This window comes from Streptomyces sp. NPDC097981 (genome assembly GCF_040302565.1).
Lineage (GTDB): Bacteria > Actinomycetota > Actinomycetes > Streptomycetales > Streptomycetaceae > Streptomyces.
Genome location: NZ_JBEORW010000012.1, coordinates 144,374 through 163,768, shown reverse-complemented (window position 1 = coordinate 163,768; position 19,395 = coordinate 144,374). Strand labels below are relative to the sequence as shown.

20 protein-coding genes are annotated in these 19,395 nt (G+C 73.4%); 14 read left to right on the top strand and 6 right to left on the bottom strand.

Going from position 1 to position 19,395, the window contains the following annotated elements; all coding sequences use genetic code 11:
- Positions 1-78: 78 nt before the first annotated feature.
- Positions 79-1,194 carry a threonine aldolase family protein gene (locus tag ABTY04_RS14810; protein WP_352213755.1) on the bottom strand — a complete coding sequence of 372 codons (1,116 nt, stop codon included), beginning with the start codon at positions 1,192-1,194 and terminating at the stop codon, positions 79-81.
- A gap of 98 nt (positions 1,195-1,292) precedes the next feature.
- Here ABTY04_RS14810 and ABTY04_RS14805 point away from each other — a divergent pair, with 98 nt between their 5' ends.
- The 6 genes from ABTY04_RS14805 to ABTY04_RS14780 all read left to right on the top strand — a co-directional run bounded on the left by ABTY04_RS14805 (position 1,293) and on the right by ABTY04_RS14780 (position 7,692).
- Complete coding sequence (locus tag ABTY04_RS14805; protein WP_352213754.1) at positions 1,293-2,243, top strand: Rossmann-like and DUF2520 domain-containing protein; 951 nt, start codon at positions 1,293-1,295, stop codon at positions 2,241-2,243.
- Positions 2,240-3,244, top strand: a complete 1,005-nt coding sequence (panC, locus tag ABTY04_RS14800) for a pantoate--beta-alanine ligase (protein ID WP_352213753.1) — start codon at positions 2,240-2,242, stop codon at positions 3,242-3,244. The genes ABTY04_RS14805 and panC overlap by 4 nt, the downstream gene beginning before the upstream one ends.
- Positions 3,241-4,974, top strand: a complete 1,734-nt coding sequence (locus ABTY04_RS14795; RefSeq protein ID WP_352213752.1) for an L-aspartate oxidase — start codon at positions 3,241-3,243, stop codon at positions 4,972-4,974. The genes panC and ABTY04_RS14795 overlap by 4 nt, the downstream gene beginning before the upstream one ends.
- Positions 4,971-5,969: a carboxylating nicotinate-nucleotide diphosphorylase gene (gene nadC, locus ABTY04_RS14790; protein WP_352213751.1), complete on the top strand. Its 999-nt coding sequence runs from the start codon at positions 4,971-4,973 to the stop codon at positions 5,967-5,969. Before ABTY04_RS14795 ends, nadC begins: the two co-directional genes overlap by 4 nt.
- Entirely contained in the window at positions 5,969-6,778 is an 810-nt protein-coding gene (locus ABTY04_RS14785) for a type III pantothenate kinase (protein ID WP_352213750.1), read from the top strand. Before nadC ends, ABTY04_RS14785 begins: the two co-directional genes overlap by 1 nt.
- Before the next feature lie 176 nt (positions 6,779-6,954).
- The gene (locus ABTY04_RS14780) at positions 6,955-7,692 is read left to right on the top strand and encodes a GntR family transcriptional regulator (protein WP_352213749.1); all 738 of its coding nucleotides are present in this window, start codon (positions 6,955-6,957) and stop codon (positions 7,690-7,692) included.
- 16 nt (positions 7,693-7,708) lie between these two features.
- Here the strand turns inward: ABTY04_RS14780 and ABTY04_RS14775 are convergent, their stop codons facing one another.
- Entirely contained in the window at positions 7,709-7,933 is a 225-nt protein-coding gene (locus ABTY04_RS14775) for a hypothetical protein (protein WP_352213748.1), read from the bottom strand.
- A gap of 108 nt (positions 7,934-8,041) precedes the next feature.
- Between ABTY04_RS14775 and ABTY04_RS14770 the strand changes: the two genes are divergently transcribed.
- Positions 8,042-9,163: a DUF5937 family protein gene (locus tag ABTY04_RS14770; protein WP_352213747.1), complete on the top strand. Its 1,122-nt coding sequence runs from the start codon at positions 8,042-8,044 to the stop codon at positions 9,161-9,163.
- A gap of 187 nt (positions 9,164-9,350) precedes the next feature.
- A complete protein-coding gene (locus ABTY04_RS14765) occupies positions 9,351-10,904 on the top strand; it encodes a M28 family metallopeptidase (protein WP_352213746.1) in 1,554 nt (517 codons plus the stop codon).
- 68 nt (positions 10,905-10,972) lie between these two features.
- Here ABTY04_RS14765 and ABTY04_RS14760 read toward each other — a convergent pair whose 3' ends face one another.
- Complete coding sequence (locus tag ABTY04_RS14760; RefSeq protein WP_352213745.1) at positions 10,973-11,950, bottom strand: SAM-dependent methyltransferase; 978 nt, start codon at positions 11,948-11,950, stop codon at positions 10,973-10,975.
- Between the two features lie 107 nt (positions 11,951-12,057).
- Between ABTY04_RS14760 and ABTY04_RS14755 the strand changes: the two genes are divergently transcribed.
- The gene (locus tag ABTY04_RS14755) at positions 12,058-13,260 is read left to right on the top strand and encodes a sensor histidine kinase (RefSeq protein WP_352213744.1); all 1,203 of its coding nucleotides are present in this window, start codon (positions 12,058-12,060) and stop codon (positions 13,258-13,260) included.
- 17 nt (positions 13,261-13,277) lie between these two features.
- Complete coding sequence (locus ABTY04_RS14750; protein WP_352213743.1) at positions 13,278-13,946, top strand: response regulator; 669 nt, start codon at positions 13,278-13,280, stop codon at positions 13,944-13,946.
- 45 nt (positions 13,947-13,991) lie between these two features.
- Here ABTY04_RS14750 and ABTY04_RS14745 read toward each other — a convergent pair whose 3' ends face one another.
- Together ABTY04_RS14745 and ABTY04_RS14740 are read right to left on the bottom strand one after the other, a co-directional pair.
- Positions 13,992-15,359, bottom strand: a complete 1,368-nt coding sequence (locus ABTY04_RS14745; RefSeq protein WP_502996637.1) for a PH domain-containing protein — start codon at positions 15,357-15,359, stop codon at positions 13,992-13,994.
- Entirely contained in the window at positions 15,356-15,841 is a 486-nt protein-coding gene (locus tag ABTY04_RS14740; protein ID WP_502996639.1) for a PH domain-containing protein, read from the bottom strand. Before ABTY04_RS14740 ends, ABTY04_RS14745 begins: the two co-directional genes overlap by 4 nt.
- Positions 15,842-15,878: 37 nt before the next feature.
- Here ABTY04_RS14740 and ABTY04_RS14735 point away from each other — a divergent pair, with 37 nt between their 5' ends.
- The 3 genes from ABTY04_RS14735 to ABTY04_RS14725 all read left to right on the top strand — a co-directional run bounded on the left by ABTY04_RS14735 (position 15,879) and on the right by ABTY04_RS14725 (position 18,698).
- A complete protein-coding gene (locus ABTY04_RS14735; RefSeq protein ID WP_352213741.1) occupies positions 15,879-17,021 on the top strand; it encodes an NADH-quinone oxidoreductase subunit D in 1,143 nt (380 codons plus the stop codon).
- A gap of 47 nt (positions 17,022-17,068) precedes the next feature.
- On the top strand, positions 17,069-17,926 hold the full coding sequence (locus ABTY04_RS14730; RefSeq protein ID WP_352213740.1) for an arylamine N-acetyltransferase family protein: 858 nt from the start codon (positions 17,069-17,071) through the stop codon (positions 17,924-17,926).
- A 166-nt stretch (positions 17,927-18,092) separates the two neighbouring features.
- Positions 18,093-18,698, top strand: coding sequence for a hypothetical protein (locus ABTY04_RS14725; protein WP_352213739.1), 606 nt, complete (start codon positions 18,093-18,095; stop codon positions 18,696-18,698).
- On the opposite strand, the gene ABTY04_RS14720 is transcribed toward ABTY04_RS14725, so the two are convergent.
- Positions 18,695-19,021: a hypothetical protein gene (locus ABTY04_RS14720; protein WP_352213738.1), complete on the bottom strand. Its 327-nt coding sequence runs from the start codon at positions 19,019-19,021 to the stop codon at positions 18,695-18,697. The two genes, ABTY04_RS14725 and ABTY04_RS14720, sit on opposite strands and share 4 nt — an antisense overlap.
- 112 nt (positions 19,022-19,133) lie before the next feature.
- Between ABTY04_RS14720 and ABTY04_RS14715 the strand changes: the two genes are divergently transcribed.
- Complete coding sequence (locus ABTY04_RS14715) at positions 19,134-19,349, top strand: hypothetical protein (protein ID WP_352213737.1); 216 nt, start codon at positions 19,134-19,136, stop codon at positions 19,347-19,349.
- Positions 19,350-19,395: the final 46 nt, after the last annotated feature.

Here is a 19,395-nt window from a genome sequence, read left to right as displayed (position 1 = left end):
TTCGGCGGAATTCGGTGCGCCGTCACATCACGGAGGCGCCTGCGGAGGCATCTGCGCGGCGGCGGCGGGCGGGGTGGATCAGAGGCGTGCCGTGAAGGCCTCGACCGCCTTGCGGACGTCTTCCGCGGTCCAGGCGAGGCCCGGATCCGTGACCTCCAGTTCCGTCATCGACACACCCGGGACCGCCGTCGCGGACCAGCGGCGGAAGAGGACCGTGCCCGTCTCCTCGGCAAGGCGGGCCCCGGCCTCCGTCAGCCGGTCCGCCTCGTACGGCAGCCACACCTGGAACTGGTGCGTGTGCGGGACCTCCGGGTTGACGCGGAACCACGGGATGCCCGCGGCGCCGAGGGCCTCGCCCAGCGCCGCCGCGACCACGCGGGCCTGGGCCACGTACGACGGCAGGCGCGGCAGCTCCCGGTCCAGGCCCGCCAGCGCCGACAGCGCCTGCGGGAACTGGCGGAAGATCTGGCCCCCGTACCGGTGGCGCCAGACCTTCGCCTCCGAGACCAGGTCGGCGGGGCCGGCCAGCGCCGCGCCGCTGAGCCCGCCGAGGGACTTGTAGAAGGAGACGTACACCGAGTCCGCGAGCCCCGCGATCTCCGGCAGCGGCCGCCCGAAGTGCACCGTCGACTCCCACAGCCGGGCCCCGTCGAAGTGGACCACCGCGTCCCGTTCGCGGGCCGCGCCGACCAGCGCCTCCAGCTCCTCCCAGGACGGCAGCAGGAACCCGGCGTCGCGCAGCGGGAGCTCCAGCATCAGCGTGCCGAAGGGCTCCGCGAGGTCCGCGACCTCCGCCGCCGTCGGCTGCCGCGGCTCCGTCACCGGGTGCACCGTCCGCAGGCCGGAGACCAGCGACAGCGCACCGCCCTCCCACAGCTCCGGATGGCTCATCGGGTGCAGCGCGACCACCGGGTTCCCGGTCCGCCCCGCCCAGCAGCGCAGCGCGATCTGCTGGGCCATCGTCCCCGACGGGAAGAACGCCGCGTCCTGCGTCCCCAGCAGCTCCGCCACCCGCCGCTCCAGCCGGGTCACCACACCGTCCCCGTACAGGTCGGCCGGCTCGTCGGGATCCGGCGCGGCCAGACCCGAAAGCAGCTCCCCGACCGTCGCCTCGCGCAGGCTGCGGGAGAGCATGCGCTCGGCGTTGCGCCCCGCCGCCACCAGCCGCTTCGTCAGCTCGTCGTCACCAGTCATGCCCACGATCATCGCCGACCGGGCAATACGCCCAGGGGCTAGCATGGCGGCGTATCGTCCGGTACCCCCCGCGGACTGGAACGGAAGGCCTTCCCCGCGTGAACGCACCCCATCAGACGGAGCCCCGGGATCCGTCCGCCCGCCCTGCCCGGCTCACCGTCGGCGTCGTCGGCGCCGGCCGGGTCGGCCCCGCGCTGGCCCGCGCGCTCCAGCAGGCCGGGCACCGGCCGGTCGCCGTGTCCGGTGTCTCCGACGCCTCGCGCCGCCGCGCCGCGCGGATGCTGCCCGACGTGCCGCTCGTACCGCCCGCTCAGGTGCTGGAGCTGGCCGACCTGGTCCTGCTGACCGTGCCCGACGACGCGCTGCCGTCCCTCGTCGAGGGGCTCGCCGAAACCGGTGCGATCCGGCCCGGTCAGCTCCTCGTGCACACCTCCGGGCGGTACGGGGCCGCCGTGCTGGACCCGGCCCGCCGCGCGGGCGCGCTCCCGCTGGCCCTGCACCCCGCGATGACCTTCACCGGGACCGAGGTCGACGTCCAGCGGCTCGCCGGCTGCTCGTTCGGCGTCACGGCCCCCGAGGAGCTGCGGCTCGCCGCCGAGGCCCTGGTGATCGAGATGGGCGGGGAGCCCGAGTGGATCGCGGAGCAGAACCGTCCGCTCTACCACGCGGCCCTCGCCCTCGGCGCGAACCACCTGGTCACCCTGGTCGCCCAGGCCATGGAGCTGCTGCACAAGGCCGGGGTCGAACACCCCGACCGGATGCTCGGCCCGCTCCTCGGCGCGGCCCTCGACAACGCGCTGCGCTCCGGTGACGCCGCACTGACCGGCCCGGTCGCCCGCGGCGACGCCGGCACGGTCGCCGCGCACGTGTCGGAGCTGCGCAAGCACTCCCCCGGCGCGGTCGCCGGGTACCTGGCGATGGCCCGGACCACCGCCGACCGGGCCCTCGCGCACGGTCTCCTCAAGCCCGAACTCGCCGAGGACCTGCTCGGGGTGCTCGCCGACAGCACGGACCACGTCAACGGCACCGAAGGGGGCGACGGCCGGTGAACCACGACCTGCTGCTGATCGACACCGCGGAGGAGCTGCACAAGCTCCCGCGGACCGCAGGAGGCCCCCGCGCCGTCGTGATGACCATGGGCGCCCTCCACGAGGGCCACGCCACGCTGATCCGCACGGCCCGCGAACAGGCAGGGCCCAAGGGCCAGGTCGTGGTCACCGTCTTCGTGAACCCGCTCCAGTTCGGGGCGAACGAGGACCTCGACCGCTACCCCCGCACCCTCGACGCCGACCTGGAGATCGCCCGGGAGGCCGGCGCCGACGCGGTGTTCGCCCCGGCCGTCGACGAGGTCTACCCGGGCGGCGACCCCCAGGTGCGGGTCAGCGCCGGCCCGATGGGCGAACGCCTCGAAGGGGCCACCCGGCCGGGCCACTTCGACGGGATGCTGACCGTCGTCGCCAAGCTGCTCCACCTCACCCGGCCCGACCTGGCCCTCTTCGGGCAGAAGGACGCGCAGCAACTGGCCCTGATCCGGCGGATGGTCACCGACCTGAACTTCCCCGTCGAGGTGGTCGGCGTACCGACCGTCCGCGAGGAGGACGGGCTCGCGCTGTCGTCCCGCAACCGGTACCTCTCCGACCAGGAGCGCCGCAGCGCCCTGGCCCTGTCCCGCGCGCTGTTCGCCGGGCAGGACCGGCTCGCCGCGCAGGCCGCGCTGCGGGCCCGCGCCGAGGCCTCCCCCGCCAGCGGCGAGCGGGCCACCGCCCTGGCCCGGCTCGGCGAGGTCCGGGCCTCGGCCGACGCGCACGCCGTGTCCGCCGCGAACGCCGGGCTGCCGGAGGCCGTACGGGCGGCCGCCCGGCACGTCCTGGAGGACGCCGGCCGGCACGACCCGCCGCTGGTGCTGGACTATCTGGCACTGGTGGATCCGCAGGACTTCACCGATGTCGGCCCCCACTTCACCGGGCAGGCCGTGCTGGCCGTCGCCGCGAAGGTGGGGACGACGCGGCTGATCGACAACATCCCATTGGAGTTCGGAGCACACACGTGAGCACCCCAGGCACAGGCACCGCCGGTACCGGCATACGGCTGCACGCCCCCGCCCCCGGCTGGGCCGTCGACGCCGACGTCGTGGTCGTCGGCTCCGGCGTCGCAGGCCTGACCGCCGCGCTGCGCTGCGCCGCCGCCGGCCGCCGTACGGTCGTGGTCACCAAGGCCCGGCTCGACGACGGCTCCACCCGCTGGGCACAGGGCGGGATCGCCGCGGCCCTCGGCGAGGGCGACACCCCCGAGCAGCACCTGGACGACACGCTGGTCGCGGGCGCCGGGCTGTGCGACGAGGCCGCCGTACGGCTCCTCGTCACCGAGGGACCGGACGCGGTGCGCCGCCTCATCGCCACCGGGGCCGTCTTCGACACCTCCGCCGAGACCGGCGAGATAGAGCTGACCCGCGAGGGCGGCCACCACCGCCGCCGGATCGCGCACGCGGGCGGCGACGCCACCGGCGCCGAGATCTCCCGGGCGCTGGTCGAGGCCGTCCACGCGGCGGGCATCGAGACCGTGGAGAACGCCCTGGTCCTGGACCTGCTCCAGGACGCCGAGGGCCGGACCGCCGGTGTCACCCTGCACGTCATGGGCGAGGGCCAGCACGACGGCGTCGGCGCCGTCCACGCTCCCGCCGTGATCCTGGCGACCGGCGGCATGGGCCAGGTCTTCTCGGCCACCACCAACCCGGCGGTGTCCACCGGCGACGGGGTGGCGCTCGCCCTGCGCGCCGGGGCCGAGGTCTCCGACCTGGAGTTCGTCCAGTTCCACCCGACCGTGCTCTTCCTCGGCCCGGAGGCCGAGGGCCAGCAGCCGCTGGTGTCGGAGGCGGTCCGCGGCGAGGGCGCGTACCTGGTCGACGGCAACGGCGTCCGCTTCATGGTCGGGCAGCACGAGCTGGCCGAGCTGGCCCCGCGCGACATCGTCGCCAAGGGCATCATGCGCCGCATGCAGGAGCAGGGCGCGCAGCACATGTACCTGGACGCCCGGCACTTCGGCGCACAGATGTGGGAGCAGCGCTTCCCGACCATCCTGGCGGCCTGCCGCTCGCACGGCATCGACCCGGTGACCGAGCCGGTCCCGGTCGCGCCCGCCGCGCACTACGCGTCGGGCGGCGTGCGGACCGACCTGCAGGGCCGTACCACGGTCCCCGGCCTGTACGCGTGCGGCGAGGTCGCCTGCACCGGCGTGCACGGCGCGAACCGGCTCGCCTCCAACTCCCTGCTGGAGGGCCTGGTCTTCGCCGAGCGGATCGCCGAGGACATCGTCTCGAACGCGCCCGCCGGCAACGGCCCCGGGATCCCGGTCCCCGCGACCGGCCCGCTCCAGCCCGCCGAGGCGCGGTACGAGGTCCAGCGCATCATGACGGAGGGCGCGGGCGTGCTCCGCTCCGCCGAGTCCCTGCGCACGGCGGCCGCCGCCCTGGAGAACCTCTACGCGACGGCCCTCACCGCGCTGGAGACGGACGGGAAGACCGCCGTGCCCGGCACCGAGACCTGGGAGGCCACGAACCTGCTGTGCGTGGCCCGGGTGCTGGTCGCCGCCGCCCAGCGCCGCGAGGAGACCCGCGGCTGCCACTGGCGCGAGGACCACCCCGACCGGGACGACGCCGCCTGGCGCCGCCACCTCGTCGTCCGGCTGTCCGCCACCGAGAAGCGGGCCCTGGTCGTCACCCCCACCGACTCCGCGGGCTTCCCGTCCGTACAGCACCCCCTGAGCCAGGAGCAGTCATCGTGAGCACCCCCGAACAGCACCAGCACGAGCACGAGCACGCGGAGCTGCCGCTCCTCGACGAGTCCGCGGGCGGCTGCGGCGACGGCTGCGGCTGCGGCGACGGCGAGGAGAGCGGCCTGGACCCGGCGCTGGCCCAGCTGCTGGCCGACGCGGGCCTGGACCCGATCGAGGTCGAGGACATCGCCCACATGGCGATCTCCGAGGACCTGGACGGCGGGGTCGACGTGACCACGGTGGCCACCGTCCCCGAGGACGCCGTGGCGCACGCCGACTTCACGGCGCGCGAGGCGGGCACGGTCGCCGGCCTGCGCGTCGCCGAGGCCGTCCTCTCGGTGGTCTGCGAGGACGAGTTCGAGGTCGAGCGGCACGTCGAGGACGGCGACCGCGTGCAGCCCGGTCAGGTGCTGCTGACGGTCAAGGCCCGCACCCGGGACCTGCTCACCGGCGAGCGCAGCGCGCTGAACCTGCTGTGCCTGATGTCGGGCATCGCGACGGCGACCCGCACGTGGGCCGACGAGCTGGAGGGCACCAAGGCGAAGGTCCGCGACACCCGCAAGACCACTCCGGGCCTCCGTTCCCTGGAGAAGTACGCGGTGCGCTGCGGCGGCGGCGTCAACCACCGGATGTCGCTGTCGGACGCGGCGCTGGTGAAGGACAACCACGTGATCGCGGCGGGCGGTGTCGCGGAGGCGTTCAAGGCCGTCCGCGAGCAGTTCCCCGACCTGCCGATCGAGGTCGAGGTGGACACCCTCCAACAGGTGCGCGAGGCCCTGGACGCGGGCGCGGACCTGATCCTGCTGGACAACTTCACGCCGATCGAGACCGAGGAGGCCGTCGCGCTGGTCCGCGGCCGCGCGGTGCTGGAGTCCTCGGGCCGCCTCACCATGGCCAACGCCCGGACGTACGCGCAGACGGGCGTCGACTACCTCGCGGTCGGCGGGCTCACGCACTCGTCCCCGATCCTGGACATCGGCCTGGACCTGCGCGAGGAGCGGTAATGCTGCTGACCATCGACGTCGGCAACACCCACACCGTGCTGGGCCTGTTCGACGGCGACGAGATCGTCGAGCACTGGCGCGTCTCGACGGACCCGCGCCGGACGGCCGACGAGATGGCCGTCCTGATGCAGGGGCTGATGGGCACGCACCCGATGCTCGGCAGCGAGCTGGGCGACGGCATCCACGGCATCGCGATCTGCGCGACCGTCCCGTCGGTGCTGCACGAGCTCCGCGAGGTGACCCGCCGCTACTACGGCGACGTCCCCGCGGTGCTCGTCGAGCCCGGCATCAAGACGGGCGTGCCGATCCTGATGGACAACCCCAAGGAGGTCGGCGCGGACCGCATCATCAATGCGGTCGCCGCCGTCGAGCTCTACGGCGGCCCGGCGATCGTGGTCGACTTCGGTACGGCGACCACGTTCGACGCGGTGTCCGCGAGGGGCGAGTACGTGGGCGGGGTGATCTCCCCGGGCATCGAGATCTCGATGGAGGCCCTCGGTGTACGGGGCGCCCAGCTCCGCAAGATCGAGCTGGCGCGGCCGCGCAACGTGATCGGCAAGTCCACGGTCGAGGCGATGCAGTCGGGCGTGGTCTACGGCTTCGCGGGCCAGGTTGACGGGATCGTGACCCGGATGGCCCGGGAGCTGGCCGGACCGGCCGGCGAGCCGTCCGACGTGCGGGTCATCGCGACGGGCGGGCTCGCCCCTATCGTCCTCGGCGAAGCCTCGGTCATCGACGACCACGAGCCGTGGCTGACGCTGATAGGGCTGCGCCTGGTCTACGAGCGCAACGCGCCGAACTTCGACTGAGGCCGTCCGCGCCGGCCCCGGGGCACGGGGCACGGCCGCCCGTGCCCCGGTGGGTGGCGGCGGCCGGCCCGGCGCCCCTCTCGCTCCTCGCCTCACTCCTCGCCGTTCTGAAGGCTCGGGTCCGACCTGATGAATTAGCTTGAGCCCAACTGGTCGACAGGCACAGGACGGCTCATATGCCCCGTGATACGGCGTACTTGAAGGTGGCCGACGCACTGCGCGCCCGGATCCGGGCCGAGGAGTGGCCCGTCGGTGCCAAGCTGCCGTCGCGGGCCCGGTTCGCCGAGGAGTACGGGGTCGGGCAGAGCGTCACGCAGCGCGCGCTGGAGCTTCTGATCATCGAGGGGCTCCTGGAGGGCCGCGCGGGCTCGGGCACGTACCTGTGCGAGCCGCACGAGCGGCTGCGCATGGTCCGCTCCCGGCGCCGCCGCCGGACCGGGCCCGGCGGTGCGGGCATGACGTGGGAGTCGCATTCCACGGCCCGCACGCCGGCACCCGAGCGGATCGCGGAGCGCCTCGCCGTCCCGCCGGGCGATCCGTGCGTGCTCACCACGTACGAGTTCCTGGCCGAGGGCCGGCCGGTGGAGATCTGCGAGTCCTGGGAGCCGATGGCGGTCACGGACGGCACTCCGGTCGTGCTGCCGGAGGCGGGCCCGTTCAAGGGCGCCGGGGTCATCGAGCGGATGCGCTCGATCGGCGTGCTGGTCGCCTCGGCGCTGGAGGTCCCCCGCCCGGCCCGGGCGAACCAGCGGCAGGCCAATCTGCTCGGCATCAGCGTCGGCGACCTGATCACCGAGATCGAGCGGACGTACTACGCGACGGACGGCCGGGCGGTGGAGACCGCCGACATCGTGGTCGCCGACCGCCGCTCCGAGATCGCGTACGAGATCGAATTCCACCCCGGGGACCGCTGAGCCGGCCCGGCCGGCACTACATGCCACCCGGTGCGTGACGGCGGTGCGGGGCCGCCAGCCGGCACAGGGCGGCCCACCAGGGGTGCCGGGCCGCCCGGCCGTCAATGACGGCCCGGAACTGCTCGTACGTACGGGCCGCGCGCAGGACGGCGACGTCGTCGCGGCCCGGCGGCGGGGGCATCGGGGCGCCCTGCTGGGACGCCCGGTAGGTGTCGAGGAGGTACTGCTCCGTCGCTGTCATCCCTCCACCCTGGACCCGCTCGCGCCACCCCGCACGACGATTGACGCTCCTCGTCAATTGATCCGTGTCAGTCCAGGTCACAGGCGTCCGACCGGTCAGAATGGCTCGATGAGCGTCACCATCGACATCGCCGGGCTCCCCGTGGAGCGGATCCGTTTCGCGCCCTCTCCGCTCTCCGAGCTCTGTATGGCGCTGCACGCGCTCTCGCAGCCCGCCCACCACCCCGGGCTCGCCTCCTGGACCACCGCCACTTCGGCCGCGCTCGACCCGTGCCTCGCGGACCGGCTGCTGGAGGGCGACTTCATGTGGCGCAGCTCCTTCTCCGACATCTTCATGGCCTTCGCGGGCATTCCCGGCGGCAGCGGCCTGCCCGCCGCGACCCTGGCCGAGGAGCTCGACGTACTCGACCGGATCGACGACGAGCGGTTCGTGATGGCCGCCCTGGAGCACTGCTGGCTGGCGCTGTACAACGAAGGCGGCGGACCCTCCCCGCTGAAGGACCCGCGGGCCCGGGCGAAGGCGCTGGAGACGGCCGCCGCCCGCGGCCCCCGGCAGCTGGACTTCTCGCTGCGGCTGCTGGACGACACGGCCTCCGTGCGGGTGTGGCTGCGCCGGCTCGTGGAGGACTGCGACGAGGCGTTCTTCGCGGAGACCTGGCGGCGGATCGAACCGCAGCAGAGCGCCGACGCCCGGCACAAGACCGAGGTCCTGCGCCGCAAGGGGCTGGCGCCGGTGCTGAAGGAGGTGTCGACGGCGCTGAGCGTCGACGAGGCCGCCACCACCATCACCGTCGACAAGATGGTCCACGGCTCGGCGACCGCGACCGACCCGGAGATAGGCCCCGGCCTGGTCTTCGTGCCGACGAACTTCGGCTGGCCCCATCTGCTGGTGCTGCACGCGCCCGGCTGGATGCCGGTGGTCCACTATCCGATCCGCTCCCCCGAACTGCCCGTGCCGGGCTCGGTGGAGCTGCTCCAGCGGCGGATGGGGGCGCTGGCCCACCCGATGCGGATGATGCTGTGCCGGAGCCTGGCCCGGGCCCCGTACACGACGAGCGAACTCGCGACCGTGCACGGGATCACGGCGCCGGAGGTGTCGCGGCACCTGTCGGCGCTGAAGAAGGCGGGCCTGCTGCACACCTGGCGCCAAGGGCGTTATGTCCAGCACCAGTTGGATCTGGGCGTGGTCGCCCGGATCGGCTCGGAGTTCATCGAGGGCATCCTGCGCTAGCGCAACGTCCCGGACGGTGGCCGGATTTGGACGGCGCAGATTCACCGATATGCGGAAGTCGCCAACCGGAATCAGCGAAAACTCTGGCCAGACCGGTTGCATGGTCTATACCGTGCGTCCACCACTCCCCCCACGTACCGCGCACCGCATCCGTCTGTCTGCTCGCACTTGCCGTGGAAGGACCTTCATGCCCTCACGCCGTATAGCCGCAGCAACTGCCGCCCTGGCCGCCGCGGCCCTCGTCTCCCCGCTGATGATCGCCGGGCCGGCCGGCGCCACCGGCAGTCCGCAGAGCGACGCCGCACGGGGCGACGCACTGGCCAGGAAGCTGGTCAAGGACTCGACCGGCAAAGGTGCCAACAACCACCTGAAGGTGTTCCAGGCCATCGCCGACTACAACAACGGCACCCGCGTGGCCGGCTCCAAGGGCCACGTGCAGTCAGCGCAGTACGTCGAGGCCGTGATGCGGGCGGCCGGCTACAAGGTCTCGAAGAACGAGTTCGACTTCGTGTACGTCGAGACGATCGCCGAGACCCTGAAGGTCAACGGCGCGGCCGGGCGCGACGTCCCGATCAAGCTGATGACGTACACGGCGAGCGGCCCGGCGGACGGCGTGAAGGCGCAGATCGCCGTCGCCCCCGTGGACGCGGACGGCTCGAACGGCTGCGAGCCGGGCGACTTCGCCGCGGGCGCCTTCACGGGCCGGATCGCGCTGATCAAGCGCGGCGGCTGCACCTTCGCGGTCAAGCAGGCCAACGCGGCGGCGGCCGGCGCGGCCGGCGCGGTCATCTACAACAACACCGAGGGCGCCCTCAACGGCACCCTGGGGGCGGCGGACGCGGGCAAGGTCCCTACCGGCGGCGTCTCCAAGGCCGAGGGCGAACGGCTCGCCGCCGAGGCCGCGGCCGGGCCGGTCGAGGTCACGCTCGACATCCGCGAGTTCCGGGAGAACCGCAAGACGTACAACGTCATCGCGGAGACGCGGGGCGGCGACGAGAACAACACCGTCTTCCTCGGCGCGCACCTCGACTCGGTCTCGGCCGGTCCCGGCATCAACGACAACGGGTCCGGCTCGGCCGGCATCCTCCAGGTCGCGCAGCGCCTCGCGAGCAGCCAGGACAAGATCAAGAACAAGGTCAGGTTCGCCTGGTGGTCGGCGGAGGAGTTCGGCCTGCTGGGCTCCGAGGCGTACGTCGGCGGACTGACCGACGCCCAGAAGAAGCAGATCAGGCTCTACCTGAACTTCGACATGATCGCCTCGCCGAACGCGGCGTACTTCGTCTATGACGGCGACGACTCGGACCACGTCGGCTCGGGCCCCGGCCCGGAGGGCTCGGCCCAGCTGGAGAAGGGCATCACCGACTTCCTCGACGCGCAGAAGATCCCGCACGAGGGCTCGGACTTCACGGGCCGCTCGGACTACGGCCCGTTCATCGAGGCGGGCATCCCGTCCGGCGGTACGGACACGGGCGCCGAGGGCATCAAGACGGCGGAGCAGGCGGCGAAGTTCGGCGGCCAGGCCGGTGTCGCGTACGACGTGAACTACCACGGCAAGGGCGACACGATCGCGAACATCGACCAGAAGGCGCTCGACATCAACGTCGACGTCATCGCGAACGCGGTCGGCCACTACGCGTTCGACCTGGCCCCGCTGTCGCGCCCGGTGGTCTCGAAGCCGACCACGGGCGGCAGCACCGGCGGGGGCCTGCGCCCGGGCCACGACCACGACGCCACGCAGTAGGCCACACCGCTGCGCGGACCGGTCCTTGTCCGTGCCGGCGGGGCTTCCCGGCCCCGCCGGCACGGCGGTCAGCACGGCCAGGGGCCGATGCCCACCGGCTGGACCAGCCAGCCGAAGTCGCCGAGCCCGCCGCGGGCCGTGAGCTCCGCCGCCTCGCCGGCCGAGGCCAGCGCCCGGACGTACGCCGCCGGGTCGGAGGTGGCCAGGGCCAGCGGCGGGCGGGCGCCCGACACCCCGAGCGCGTCCAGCGCCTCCCGCTGCGAGAGCAGCACCGCGCCCGGTCCCGCGCAGGCGTCGAGCGCCACATGGGCGGTGACGTCGCAGCTGCCGTCCGGCACCGGCGGGACCTCCCGGCCCGCGCGGAAACCCGTCAGGGTGCCGTACGGGGGCCGGGCCCCGGCGGTGTGGGCGTAGTCCACCGCCACCGCCAGGCCCCGCTCCAGGGTGGCCGCGGCCGCCGCCCAGGCCTCGTCGCGCGGCCGGCCGATCTCGGCCCGGCCCCCGCCCGGCCACCACCGCTCCAGCCAGGCCCGGTCCGCGCCGTCCACCGCCGGGCCGGGGCTCTCCGTACCGTCCCGGGCGACCAGTACGTAGCGCCCTTCCTGCGCGATCTCCAGGGGCACGTTGTCCAGCCACTCGTTGGCGAGCAGGAGTCCCGCCGTCCCCTCGGGCGGTACGGGGACCCACCGGATCCGCGGGTCGAGGCCGTCCGGCCGCTCCGCCCGCTCCACCGCGTACGGGCGCACCCGCGCCGCGACCTCCGCCGGCAGCGCGGCCAGCACCCCGGCCAGCAGCTCCGCCCGCCCGGCCCCGACGTCGACCAGGTCCAGCTCCCGCGGATGTCCGAGCTCGGCGTCCACCCACCGCAGCAGCCGGGCCACCGCCCCGGCGAACAGCGGCGAGGCGTGCACGGAGGTGCGGAAGTGCCCGGCCGGCCCCGGCCCGCCCGGGCGCACGTAGAACCCGTCCGGCCCGTAGAGCGCGGCCTCCATCGCCGTCCGCCACCGAACCGGAACCGAATCTGCGACTTCTCCCTGAGTGGTCATCCCCGAAAGGTTAAGCTCGGCCTCCACCTTGGGGAGTACTCCTCCGGTGCACGGATCGCACCTGTGGTTGACTCCAGCACCTATCCGCTTTGCCTACTCTGGGTTACGTGCAGCGCCTCTACGACTTCCTCCGCAGACACCCGACGGGCGTCGACAGCTTCTGGGCTGTCCTCCTGTTCGGGATCGCGATGCTGGAGGTCGCCGACAACGGCGTCAACAGCGCCACCACCAAGCTGATCGCCGTCCCCTCCGTGATCGCGATGGGTCTCGTCGTGGCACTGCGCCGCAGATGGACCCTGCCGATGTTCTGGCTGGCCGTCGGCACCGGCGTCTACAAACTGCTCACCCACACCGACGTGAACACGGCCGACTTCGGGATGCTGATCATCCTGTACACGGTCGCGGCCTCGGCCGAGGTCTCGCGCCGGATGTCCCGTACCGCGCTCGCCATCGGGTTCGGCGCCGCCCCGCTCTACGCCCTGCGCTTCCACGTGGACAAGGGCAGCGCCTCCGACAACGTCTTCTTCACCCTGTTCGCCATCGTCCCGTTCGTCCTCGCCTGGGTGCTCGGCGACTCCCTGCGCACCCGCCGGGCCTACTACGCCCAGCTCGTCGAGCGGAACCAGCGCCTGGAGAAAGAGCGCGAGGCGCAGGCCAAGGTGGCCGTCGCCGCCGAGCGCGCCCGGATCGCCCGCGAGCTGCACGACGTCGTCGCGCACAACGTCTCGGTGATGGTGGTCCAGGCGGACGGCGCCGCGTACGTCATGGACGTGGCCCCGGATCAGGCCAAGGAGGCCCTGCAGACCATCTCCGGCACCGGCCGCCAGGCCCTGGCCGAGATGCGCCGCCTGCTCGGCGTCCTGCGCACCGGGGAGCCGCAGGAGTCCGAGGACTACGTGCCGCAGCCGGACGTCGAGCAGATCGAGGTGCTCGTCGAGCAGGTCCGGGCGGCGGGCCTCACGGTGGACTTCCAGGTCGAGGGCGCACCGCGCCGGCTGCCCAGCGGCGTCGAGCTCACCGCGTACCGGATCGTGCAGGAGGCCCTGACGAACACCCGCAAGCACGGCGGCCCGGACGCCAAGGCGAGCGTCCGGCTGGTCTACTTCGACGACGGGCTCGGCCTGCTGGTCGAGGACGACGGCCGCGGGGCGGCCCACGAGCTGTACGAGGACGGCGGCGCCGACGGCGCCGGGCACGGGCTGATCGGCATGCGCGAGCGGATCGGCATGGTCGGCGGCACCCTGGACGCGGGCCCGCGTCCCGGCGGCGGCTTCCGGATCAGCGCACTGCTCCCGCTCAAGAAGAAATGACGAGGTCGAGGTAACAAATGTCCATCCGAGTGATGCTGGTCGACGACCAAGTGCTGCTGCGCACGGGCTTCCGGATGGTGCTCGCCGCCCAGCCGGACATGGAGGTCGTCGCCGAGGCAGGCAACGGCCTGGAGGCGCTGGAGGTGCTGCGGGCCACGAAGGTGGACGTGGTGCTGATGGACGTCCGGATGCCGAAGCTCGACGGGGTCGAGGCCACGCGCCGGATCTGCGAGCAGGACGAGCACCCCGACGTGATCATCCTGACCACCTTCGACCTGGACGAGTACGCCTTCTCGGGCCTGAAGGCGGGCGCGAGCGGGTTCATGCTGAAGGACGTTCCGCCGGCGGAGCTGCTGGCCGCGATCCGCTCGGTGCACAGCGGTGACGCGGTGGTGGCCCCGTCCACGACCCGGCGCCTGCTGGACCGTTTCGCGCCGATGCTGCCGACGAACACGCAGGAGCCGCAGAACAAGGAGGTCGAGCGGCTGACGGAACGCGAACGCGAGGTCATGCTGCTGGTGGCCCAGGGCCTGTCGAACGGCGAGATCGCCGCCCGCCTGGTCCTGTCCGAGGCCACGGTGAAGACACATGTGGGCCGCATCCTCACCAAGCTGAACCTGCGCGACCGCGTGCAGGTGGTCGTCCTCGCGTACGAAACGGGCCTGGTCCGCGCCGGCGGCGCGTAGCTCCTGCCGCCGACGGGCCCCGGGCCTCTCCCGCCGGGCCGCCGGTCAGGTCATCCAGCGGTCCGGGCGGGCGTCCGCGCGGGAGGTGCGGGAGCGGACCGCCTGGGCGTCCAGCAGGTCGGCCGCCTCGGCCGCCGGGCGCAGTCGGGCCGTGACCGTGCCGCCCGCGCCGGTGTCCACGTGGACGTCGGCGAGGCCCTGGACGCGCTCCCACGGGCCCTGGGTCAGGCGGACGCTCTGCACCTTGGCGTGCGGGACGATCTCCGTGCGGCGGCACAGCAGCCCCTTGCGGGCGGCGAACACGTCCAAGGAGACGGCCAGGGCGTAGCCCCTCCACCAGACCGGGACCACCCACCGCGACCCGGCCTTCGGCGACCGGCCGAACACGAGGGCGGCGAGGTCCACGCCCGGCAGCACCCGGGCGACGACCTTCTGGGCGGCGGCCCGCGAGGCCACCGGGACCAGGACCTCGTTCTTCGAGCCGGCCACCGCCAGCTCCACCCGCACCAGGTCCCGGGGCCGCCACAGCAGCGGCTCCACGATCCGTACGCTCTGCACCCGCCCCGGCGGCACGGTCTCGTGTGCCCGGTCCAGCAGCCCGTGGTCGAGGCGCAGCCCGTCCGGGGACTCGGCCACCCGCCAGTCGAACTCGGTCAGGAAGCGGCCGACCGTCCCCGACCAGGTCCCGCCCAGCAACGGCAGCAGGGTGGCGATCGTGGCCCAGGGGTTCTTGCTGAACCACCACACGGCGACCGGCACGCCCAGCCCGGCGGCCAGCGCCGCCCACGCCGAGAGGGTGAGCAGCAGCGACACCGCCAGCTCCCGGGGGCCGACGCGCAGCAGCTCGCGCTGCGGCGCCTCGCCGAGCGCGACGGCCTCCGCCGGGGCGAAGCCGGCCGCCCGGGCCAGCAGCTCGGCGCGCAGCGCCACGGCTTCCCGTTCGTCGAGGAAGGCCAGCTCGTCCTTCTCCTCCGTGCCGATCACGTCGAGCCGCAGCTTGGCGACGCCGGCCACCCGGGCCAGCAGCGGCCGGGTCACGTCCACCGCCTGGATCCGGTCGAGCCGGATGTGCGCGGTGCGCCGGAAGAACAGCCCGCTGCGGATGCGCAGCTCGGTGTCGGTCACCTCGTAGTGGGTGAACCACCAGCTCAGGAACCCGTACAGGCCGAACACCACGACCAGGGCGGCCAGGATCAGCGCGCGCAGGGTGACGGACAGCTCGCCCGCCCACTCCACGGCCTTGTCGCCCTGCTGGACGACGACGCCGACGGTCGCGGCGATCGGCACCCACGCCCGGCGCAGCGGCGTGAGCACGTGCAGCCGGCGCTCCGCGGCGGGCACGGCGGGCACGGCGGCCGCGGCAGGCACGGCGGCCGCGGCAGGCGCGACGCCCGGATCGGAGTCGGCGGTCACAGGCCCGCCGACCTTGCCTCGCCGAGCTCCGTCAGGCGGTCCCGCAGCCGTTCCGCCTCGGCCGGGACCAGCCCCGGAATCTTGGCGTCCGTGGCCGCGGCGGCCGTGTGCAGCTGTACGGAGGCCAGCCCGAAGCGACGCTCCAGCGGCCCCGAGCTCACCTCGACCAGCTGCATCCGCCCGTACGGCACCACGGTCTGCGCCCGCCACAGCACCCCGCGGCTGATCAGCAGGTCGTCGGCGCGTTCGGCGTACCGCCAGGAGCGCCAGTTGCGGCCGATCAGCACCCAGCCCCAGGCCAGGCCGGCCAGCCAGAGCGCCCCCGCGGCCGCCCAGGCCGGGCCCGCGGTCAGGCCCAGCAGCAACGAGGTCCCGGCGGCGGGCAGCACCGTCCAGATCACCAGCAGCAGTCGCCGCAGGCCGAGCAGCCCGCCCGGCAGCCCCACCCACTCGGGCCGGCTCGTCTCACCCGTCGTCCCCATTTCCATGCGGTCAGCCTAGGGCTGCGAGAATGCGGGCATGACGGAGACCACGGTCGGCATCGGCGGAGCGGCGGAAAGCACCGACATGGTGCTCAACATCGGACCCCAGCACCCTTCCACGCACGGCGTGCTGCGCCTGCGCCTCGTCCTGGACGGCGAGCGGATCGCCGCCGCCGAGCCGGTCGTCGGCTATATGCACCGCGGCGCCGAGAAGCTCTTCGAGGCGCGCGACTACCGGCAGATCGTGATGCTCGCGAACCGCCACGACTGGCTGTCCGCCTTCTCCAACGAGCTCGGCGTGGTCATGGCGGTCGAGCGGATGCTCGGCATGGAGGTCCCCGAGCGGGCCGTGTGGATGCGGACCCTGCTCGCCGAGCTGAACCGGGTGCTGAACCACCTGATGTTCCTCGGCTCCTACCCCCTCGAACTGGGCGGAATCACCCCGATCTTCCACGCGTTCCGTGAGCGCGAGGAACTCCAGGCCGTCATGGAGGAGATCTCCGGCGGCCGCATGCACTACATGTTCAACCGCGTCGGCGGCCTCAAGGAGGACCTCCCGGCCGGCTGGCCCGGCCGGGCCCGCGCCGCGATCGCCGACGTCCGCACCCGCATGGACGTGTACGACAAGCTGGTCCGCGGGAACGAGATCTTCCGCGGGCGCACCCGCGGCGTGGGCGTGCTGTCCGCCGAGGCGGTGCACGCGTACGGGGTCTCCGGCCCGATCGCCCGCGCCTCCGGCGTCGACTTCGACCTGCGCCGCGACGAGCCGTACCTGGCCTACGGGGAGCTCCAGGACGTCCTCAAGGTGGTCACCCGCACCGAGGGCGACTGCCTGGCCCGCTTCGAATGCCTGCTGGACCAGACCCACAACGCGCTCGACCTCGCGGTCGCCTGCCTGGACCGGATGGCCGGGCTTCCCCCGGGGCCGATCAACCAGCGCCTCCCGAAGGTCCTGAAGGCGCCCGAGGGGGCCACGTACGCCTGGACCGAGAACCCCCTCGGCATCAACGGCTACTACCTCGTGTCCAAGGGCGAGAAGACCCCGTACCGGCTGAAGCTGCGCTCCGCCTCGTACAACAACATCCAGGCGCTGTCGGTGCTGCTGCCGGGCCAGCTGGTCGCGGACATGGTGGCGATCCTGGGCTCGCTGTTCTTCGTCGTGGGCGACATCGACAAATAGCTACAACTCCCGCAATGGTGCACGGGGTTTGTGCTTAGGGTGCGGAAATGACCACAGGCACATACGACGGCTACCTGCGGCGGCTCGGGTTCCAGGAGCCGCCCCGGCCCACCGTGGAGGCGCTCTTCGCGCTCCAGCGCGCCCACCTTGAGCGCATCCCGTACGAGAACCTCGACATCCAGCTCGGCCGGCCGCCCGGCATCGACCCCGGGCTGTCCGTGCGCCGCTTCGCCGCCGGACGCGGCGGGTACTGCTTCCACCTCAACGGCGCCTTCGCGCTGCTCCTGGAGGGCCTCGGCTTCGAGGTGACCCGGCATCTCGCGGGCGTCCTCGGCGCCGCGGACCGCGAGCGGCGCGACGTCAGCGGCGACCACCTCGCCCTGACCGTCCGGGTCGGCGGGGAGGCGTACTTCGTCGACGCCGGGCTCGGCGACGGCCCGTACGAGCCGCTGCCGCTGCGCGCCGGAACGCACCGGCAGGGGCAGTTCACGTACGAGCTGGGCCCGCTGGAGGGGGACGAGCCCGGCTGGAGGTACGTCAACGAGTCGGGACCCTGCCCGGTGGTCAACATCCTCTCGGCGCCCGCGGTGACGGCCGACTTCGAGGCCACGCACATACGGCTGTCGACCGCGCCGGACTCGGGCTTCGTACGGACCCTCGCGCTGCTGCGGCGCGACGCGCACGGCATCGACACGCTGCGGGGGCGGGTGCTGTCCCGGATCGATCCGGTGAAGGGCACGAGAGAGCGGGTCCTGGACACGCCCGGGGAGTTCTGGTCGGTGGTGGGCGGGCTCTTCGAGCGGGAGCTCGACGACCTGACGCCGGCGGACCGGGAGGCCCTGTGGATCCGGGTCTGCCGGGCCCACGAGGCCTGGCTGGCCGAACGGGAGAACGCCACCCGATAGCCGGCCGCCCCGGATCGGGGCCCTGACCTGCGCGGACACCGGCACACCGACGGCCCCGCGGGCGGTACCCCATCCGAGCGGGGTGCCGGAGCCCTGCGGCATGGCACCTGGGCCCGCGGCGCCGGGCGGCGGATGCTGATCGCCTCCACCCGTGCAGGAGAGGCCCGTGAGCGACCCCAGCCATCGAGGAACCGGAAAACCGCAGTCCGCCATCGTGGCCGCGGACGCTTCCGGCGGGGTCGGGGTCATCGGCATCGGACTCGCCGGCGTGCTGACGTTCGCCCTCGCGCAGGGCTCCTGGCAGTGGTTCGCCACGTTCATCGGGGTGACGCTCCTCGCCATGATCCTCGCCTTTCAGCGGCGACCGGCATGGACGCCCGGCATCGGGTCGCCCTACATGCGCGGCCTGGTCGCGTACGCGCTGGTCGTCGGCCTGTGCGTGGCGATCGCGGTGGCTCCGATGCTGCAGCGGTGGCGCTGGCTCTTCCCGATGCCGGGCACGCGCAGCGGGTGCGACGTGCTGGGCCGGTACGAGGCCATCCAGGCGAGGGCGGCTCTGGCGGACCTGGCCGGCAGCGACGGCACCGCCCTGGCCTACGCGCAGAACGCCCAGAGCGGCAAGGCCGTCGCCGACTGCCTGGCGGCCACGACGACACTGTGGCTGCCGGTGTACGGACTCGGGGTGGCCGTGGTGGTGGCCGTGACCGCATGGTCCCGCGACCGGTCCCGGGCGCGGAAGCCGCCCCGGCCGGAGCCCTCCCCCACGACCTAGCCGGCGTCGGCGGGGGCCGCGTCCCGGCCCGCCAGGTGCGGGTGCCGGGCGCGCTGGACGAGCACCAGGGCGAACAGCATTCCGGCGGAGGCGGGCATGAACGCGACCGGGCGGTACGCCGCGTCCACCACCAGCAGCGCGGTCAGTTGGACCGCCAACGTACCGGCGAGCAGCAACTGCGCCCAGCCGAACAGGGCCGGGCGGACGATGTGCCGGCGCTGGACGGGCAGCATCCAGCCGCGGGTGAGTACGGCGGTCCCGGAGCACGCGAGCAGCAGTACCACGGCTGCGATCGGTATGGCGGCGTAGAGCTGGATTCCCATGTCCGGCCCCTCCCTTCGAGGTGCGCCGATCATGGCACACGGGGTGCGGCCCGTTGCCGGAGGCGTCGGGCCCCGGAACGGTGTTGTCGGTACGGGCGGGCACACTGGGGGCATGTCCCACTCCCCCCGACGCGCCTGCCCCGTCTGCGGGCGCGACTGCGCCGTGACCGCCGGCCGGATCGCCCGCCACGACCCTCCCGCCGGGCGGGGCCGCGGCGAGCTGGTGTCCTGCCCCGGATCCCGGGCGCGGGTGGTGCTCGGGGCGTCGGCGCCGACACTGGACGGTTTCGTCCTGCCGGAACTGCCGGGGCAGCTGCCGCTGTTCTGAGCCCGAGCAGAGCGGCCCGCGGGTCTGAGTACCCGCGCGGATCAGC

What these genes read in the sequence shown, in the direction of transcription:
- ABTY04_RS14810 (WP_352213755.1), bottom strand. Translation starts at nt 1,194, where the DNA reads ATGACTGGTGACGACGAGCTGACGAAGCGGCTGGTGGCGGCGGGGCGC.
- ABTY04_RS14785 (WP_352213750.1), top strand. Translation starts at nt 5,969, where the DNA reads ATGCTGCTGACCATCGACGTCGGCAACACCCACACCGTGCTGGGCCTG.
- ABTY04_RS14780 (WP_352213749.1), top strand. Translation starts at nt 6,955, where the DNA reads ATGCCCCGTGATACGGCGTACTTGAAGGTGGCCGACGCACTGCGCGCC.
- ABTY04_RS14775 (WP_352213748.1), bottom strand. Translation starts at nt 7,933, where the DNA reads ATGACAGCGACGGAGCAGTACCTCCTCGACACCTACCGGGCGTCCCAG.
- ABTY04_RS14770 (WP_352213747.1), top strand. Translation starts at nt 8,042, where the DNA reads ATGAGCGTCACCATCGACATCGCCGGGCTCCCCGTGGAGCGGATCCGT.
- ABTY04_RS14765 (WP_352213746.1), top strand. Translation starts at nt 9,351, where the DNA reads ATGCCCTCACGCCGTATAGCCGCAGCAACTGCCGCCCTGGCCGCCGCG.
- ABTY04_RS14760 (WP_352213745.1), bottom strand. Translation starts at nt 11,950, where the DNA reads ATGACCACTCAGGGAGAAGTCGCAGATTCGGTTCCGGTTCGGTGGCGG.
- ABTY04_RS14750 (WP_352213743.1), top strand. Translation starts at nt 13,278, where the DNA reads ATGTCCATCCGAGTGATGCTGGTCGACGACCAAGTGCTGCTGCGCACG.
- ABTY04_RS14740 (WP_502996639.1), bottom strand. Translation starts at nt 15,841, where the DNA reads ATGGGGACGACGGGTGAGACGAGCCGGCCCGAGTGGGTGGGGCTGCCG.
- ABTY04_RS14735 (WP_352213741.1), top strand. Translation starts at nt 15,879, where the DNA reads ATGACGGAGACCACGGTCGGCATCGGCGGAGCGGCGGAAAGCACCGAC.
- ABTY04_RS14730 (WP_352213740.1), top strand. Translation starts at nt 17,069, where the DNA reads ATGACCACAGGCACATACGACGGCTACCTGCGGCGGCTCGGGTTCCAG.
- ABTY04_RS14720 (WP_352213738.1), bottom strand. Translation starts at nt 19,021, where the DNA reads ATGGGAATCCAGCTCTACGCCGCCATACCGATCGCAGCCGTGGTACTG.
- ABTY04_RS14715 (WP_352213737.1), top strand. Translation starts at nt 19,134, where the DNA reads ATGTCCCACTCCCCCCGACGCGCCTGCCCCGTCTGCGGGCGCGACTGC.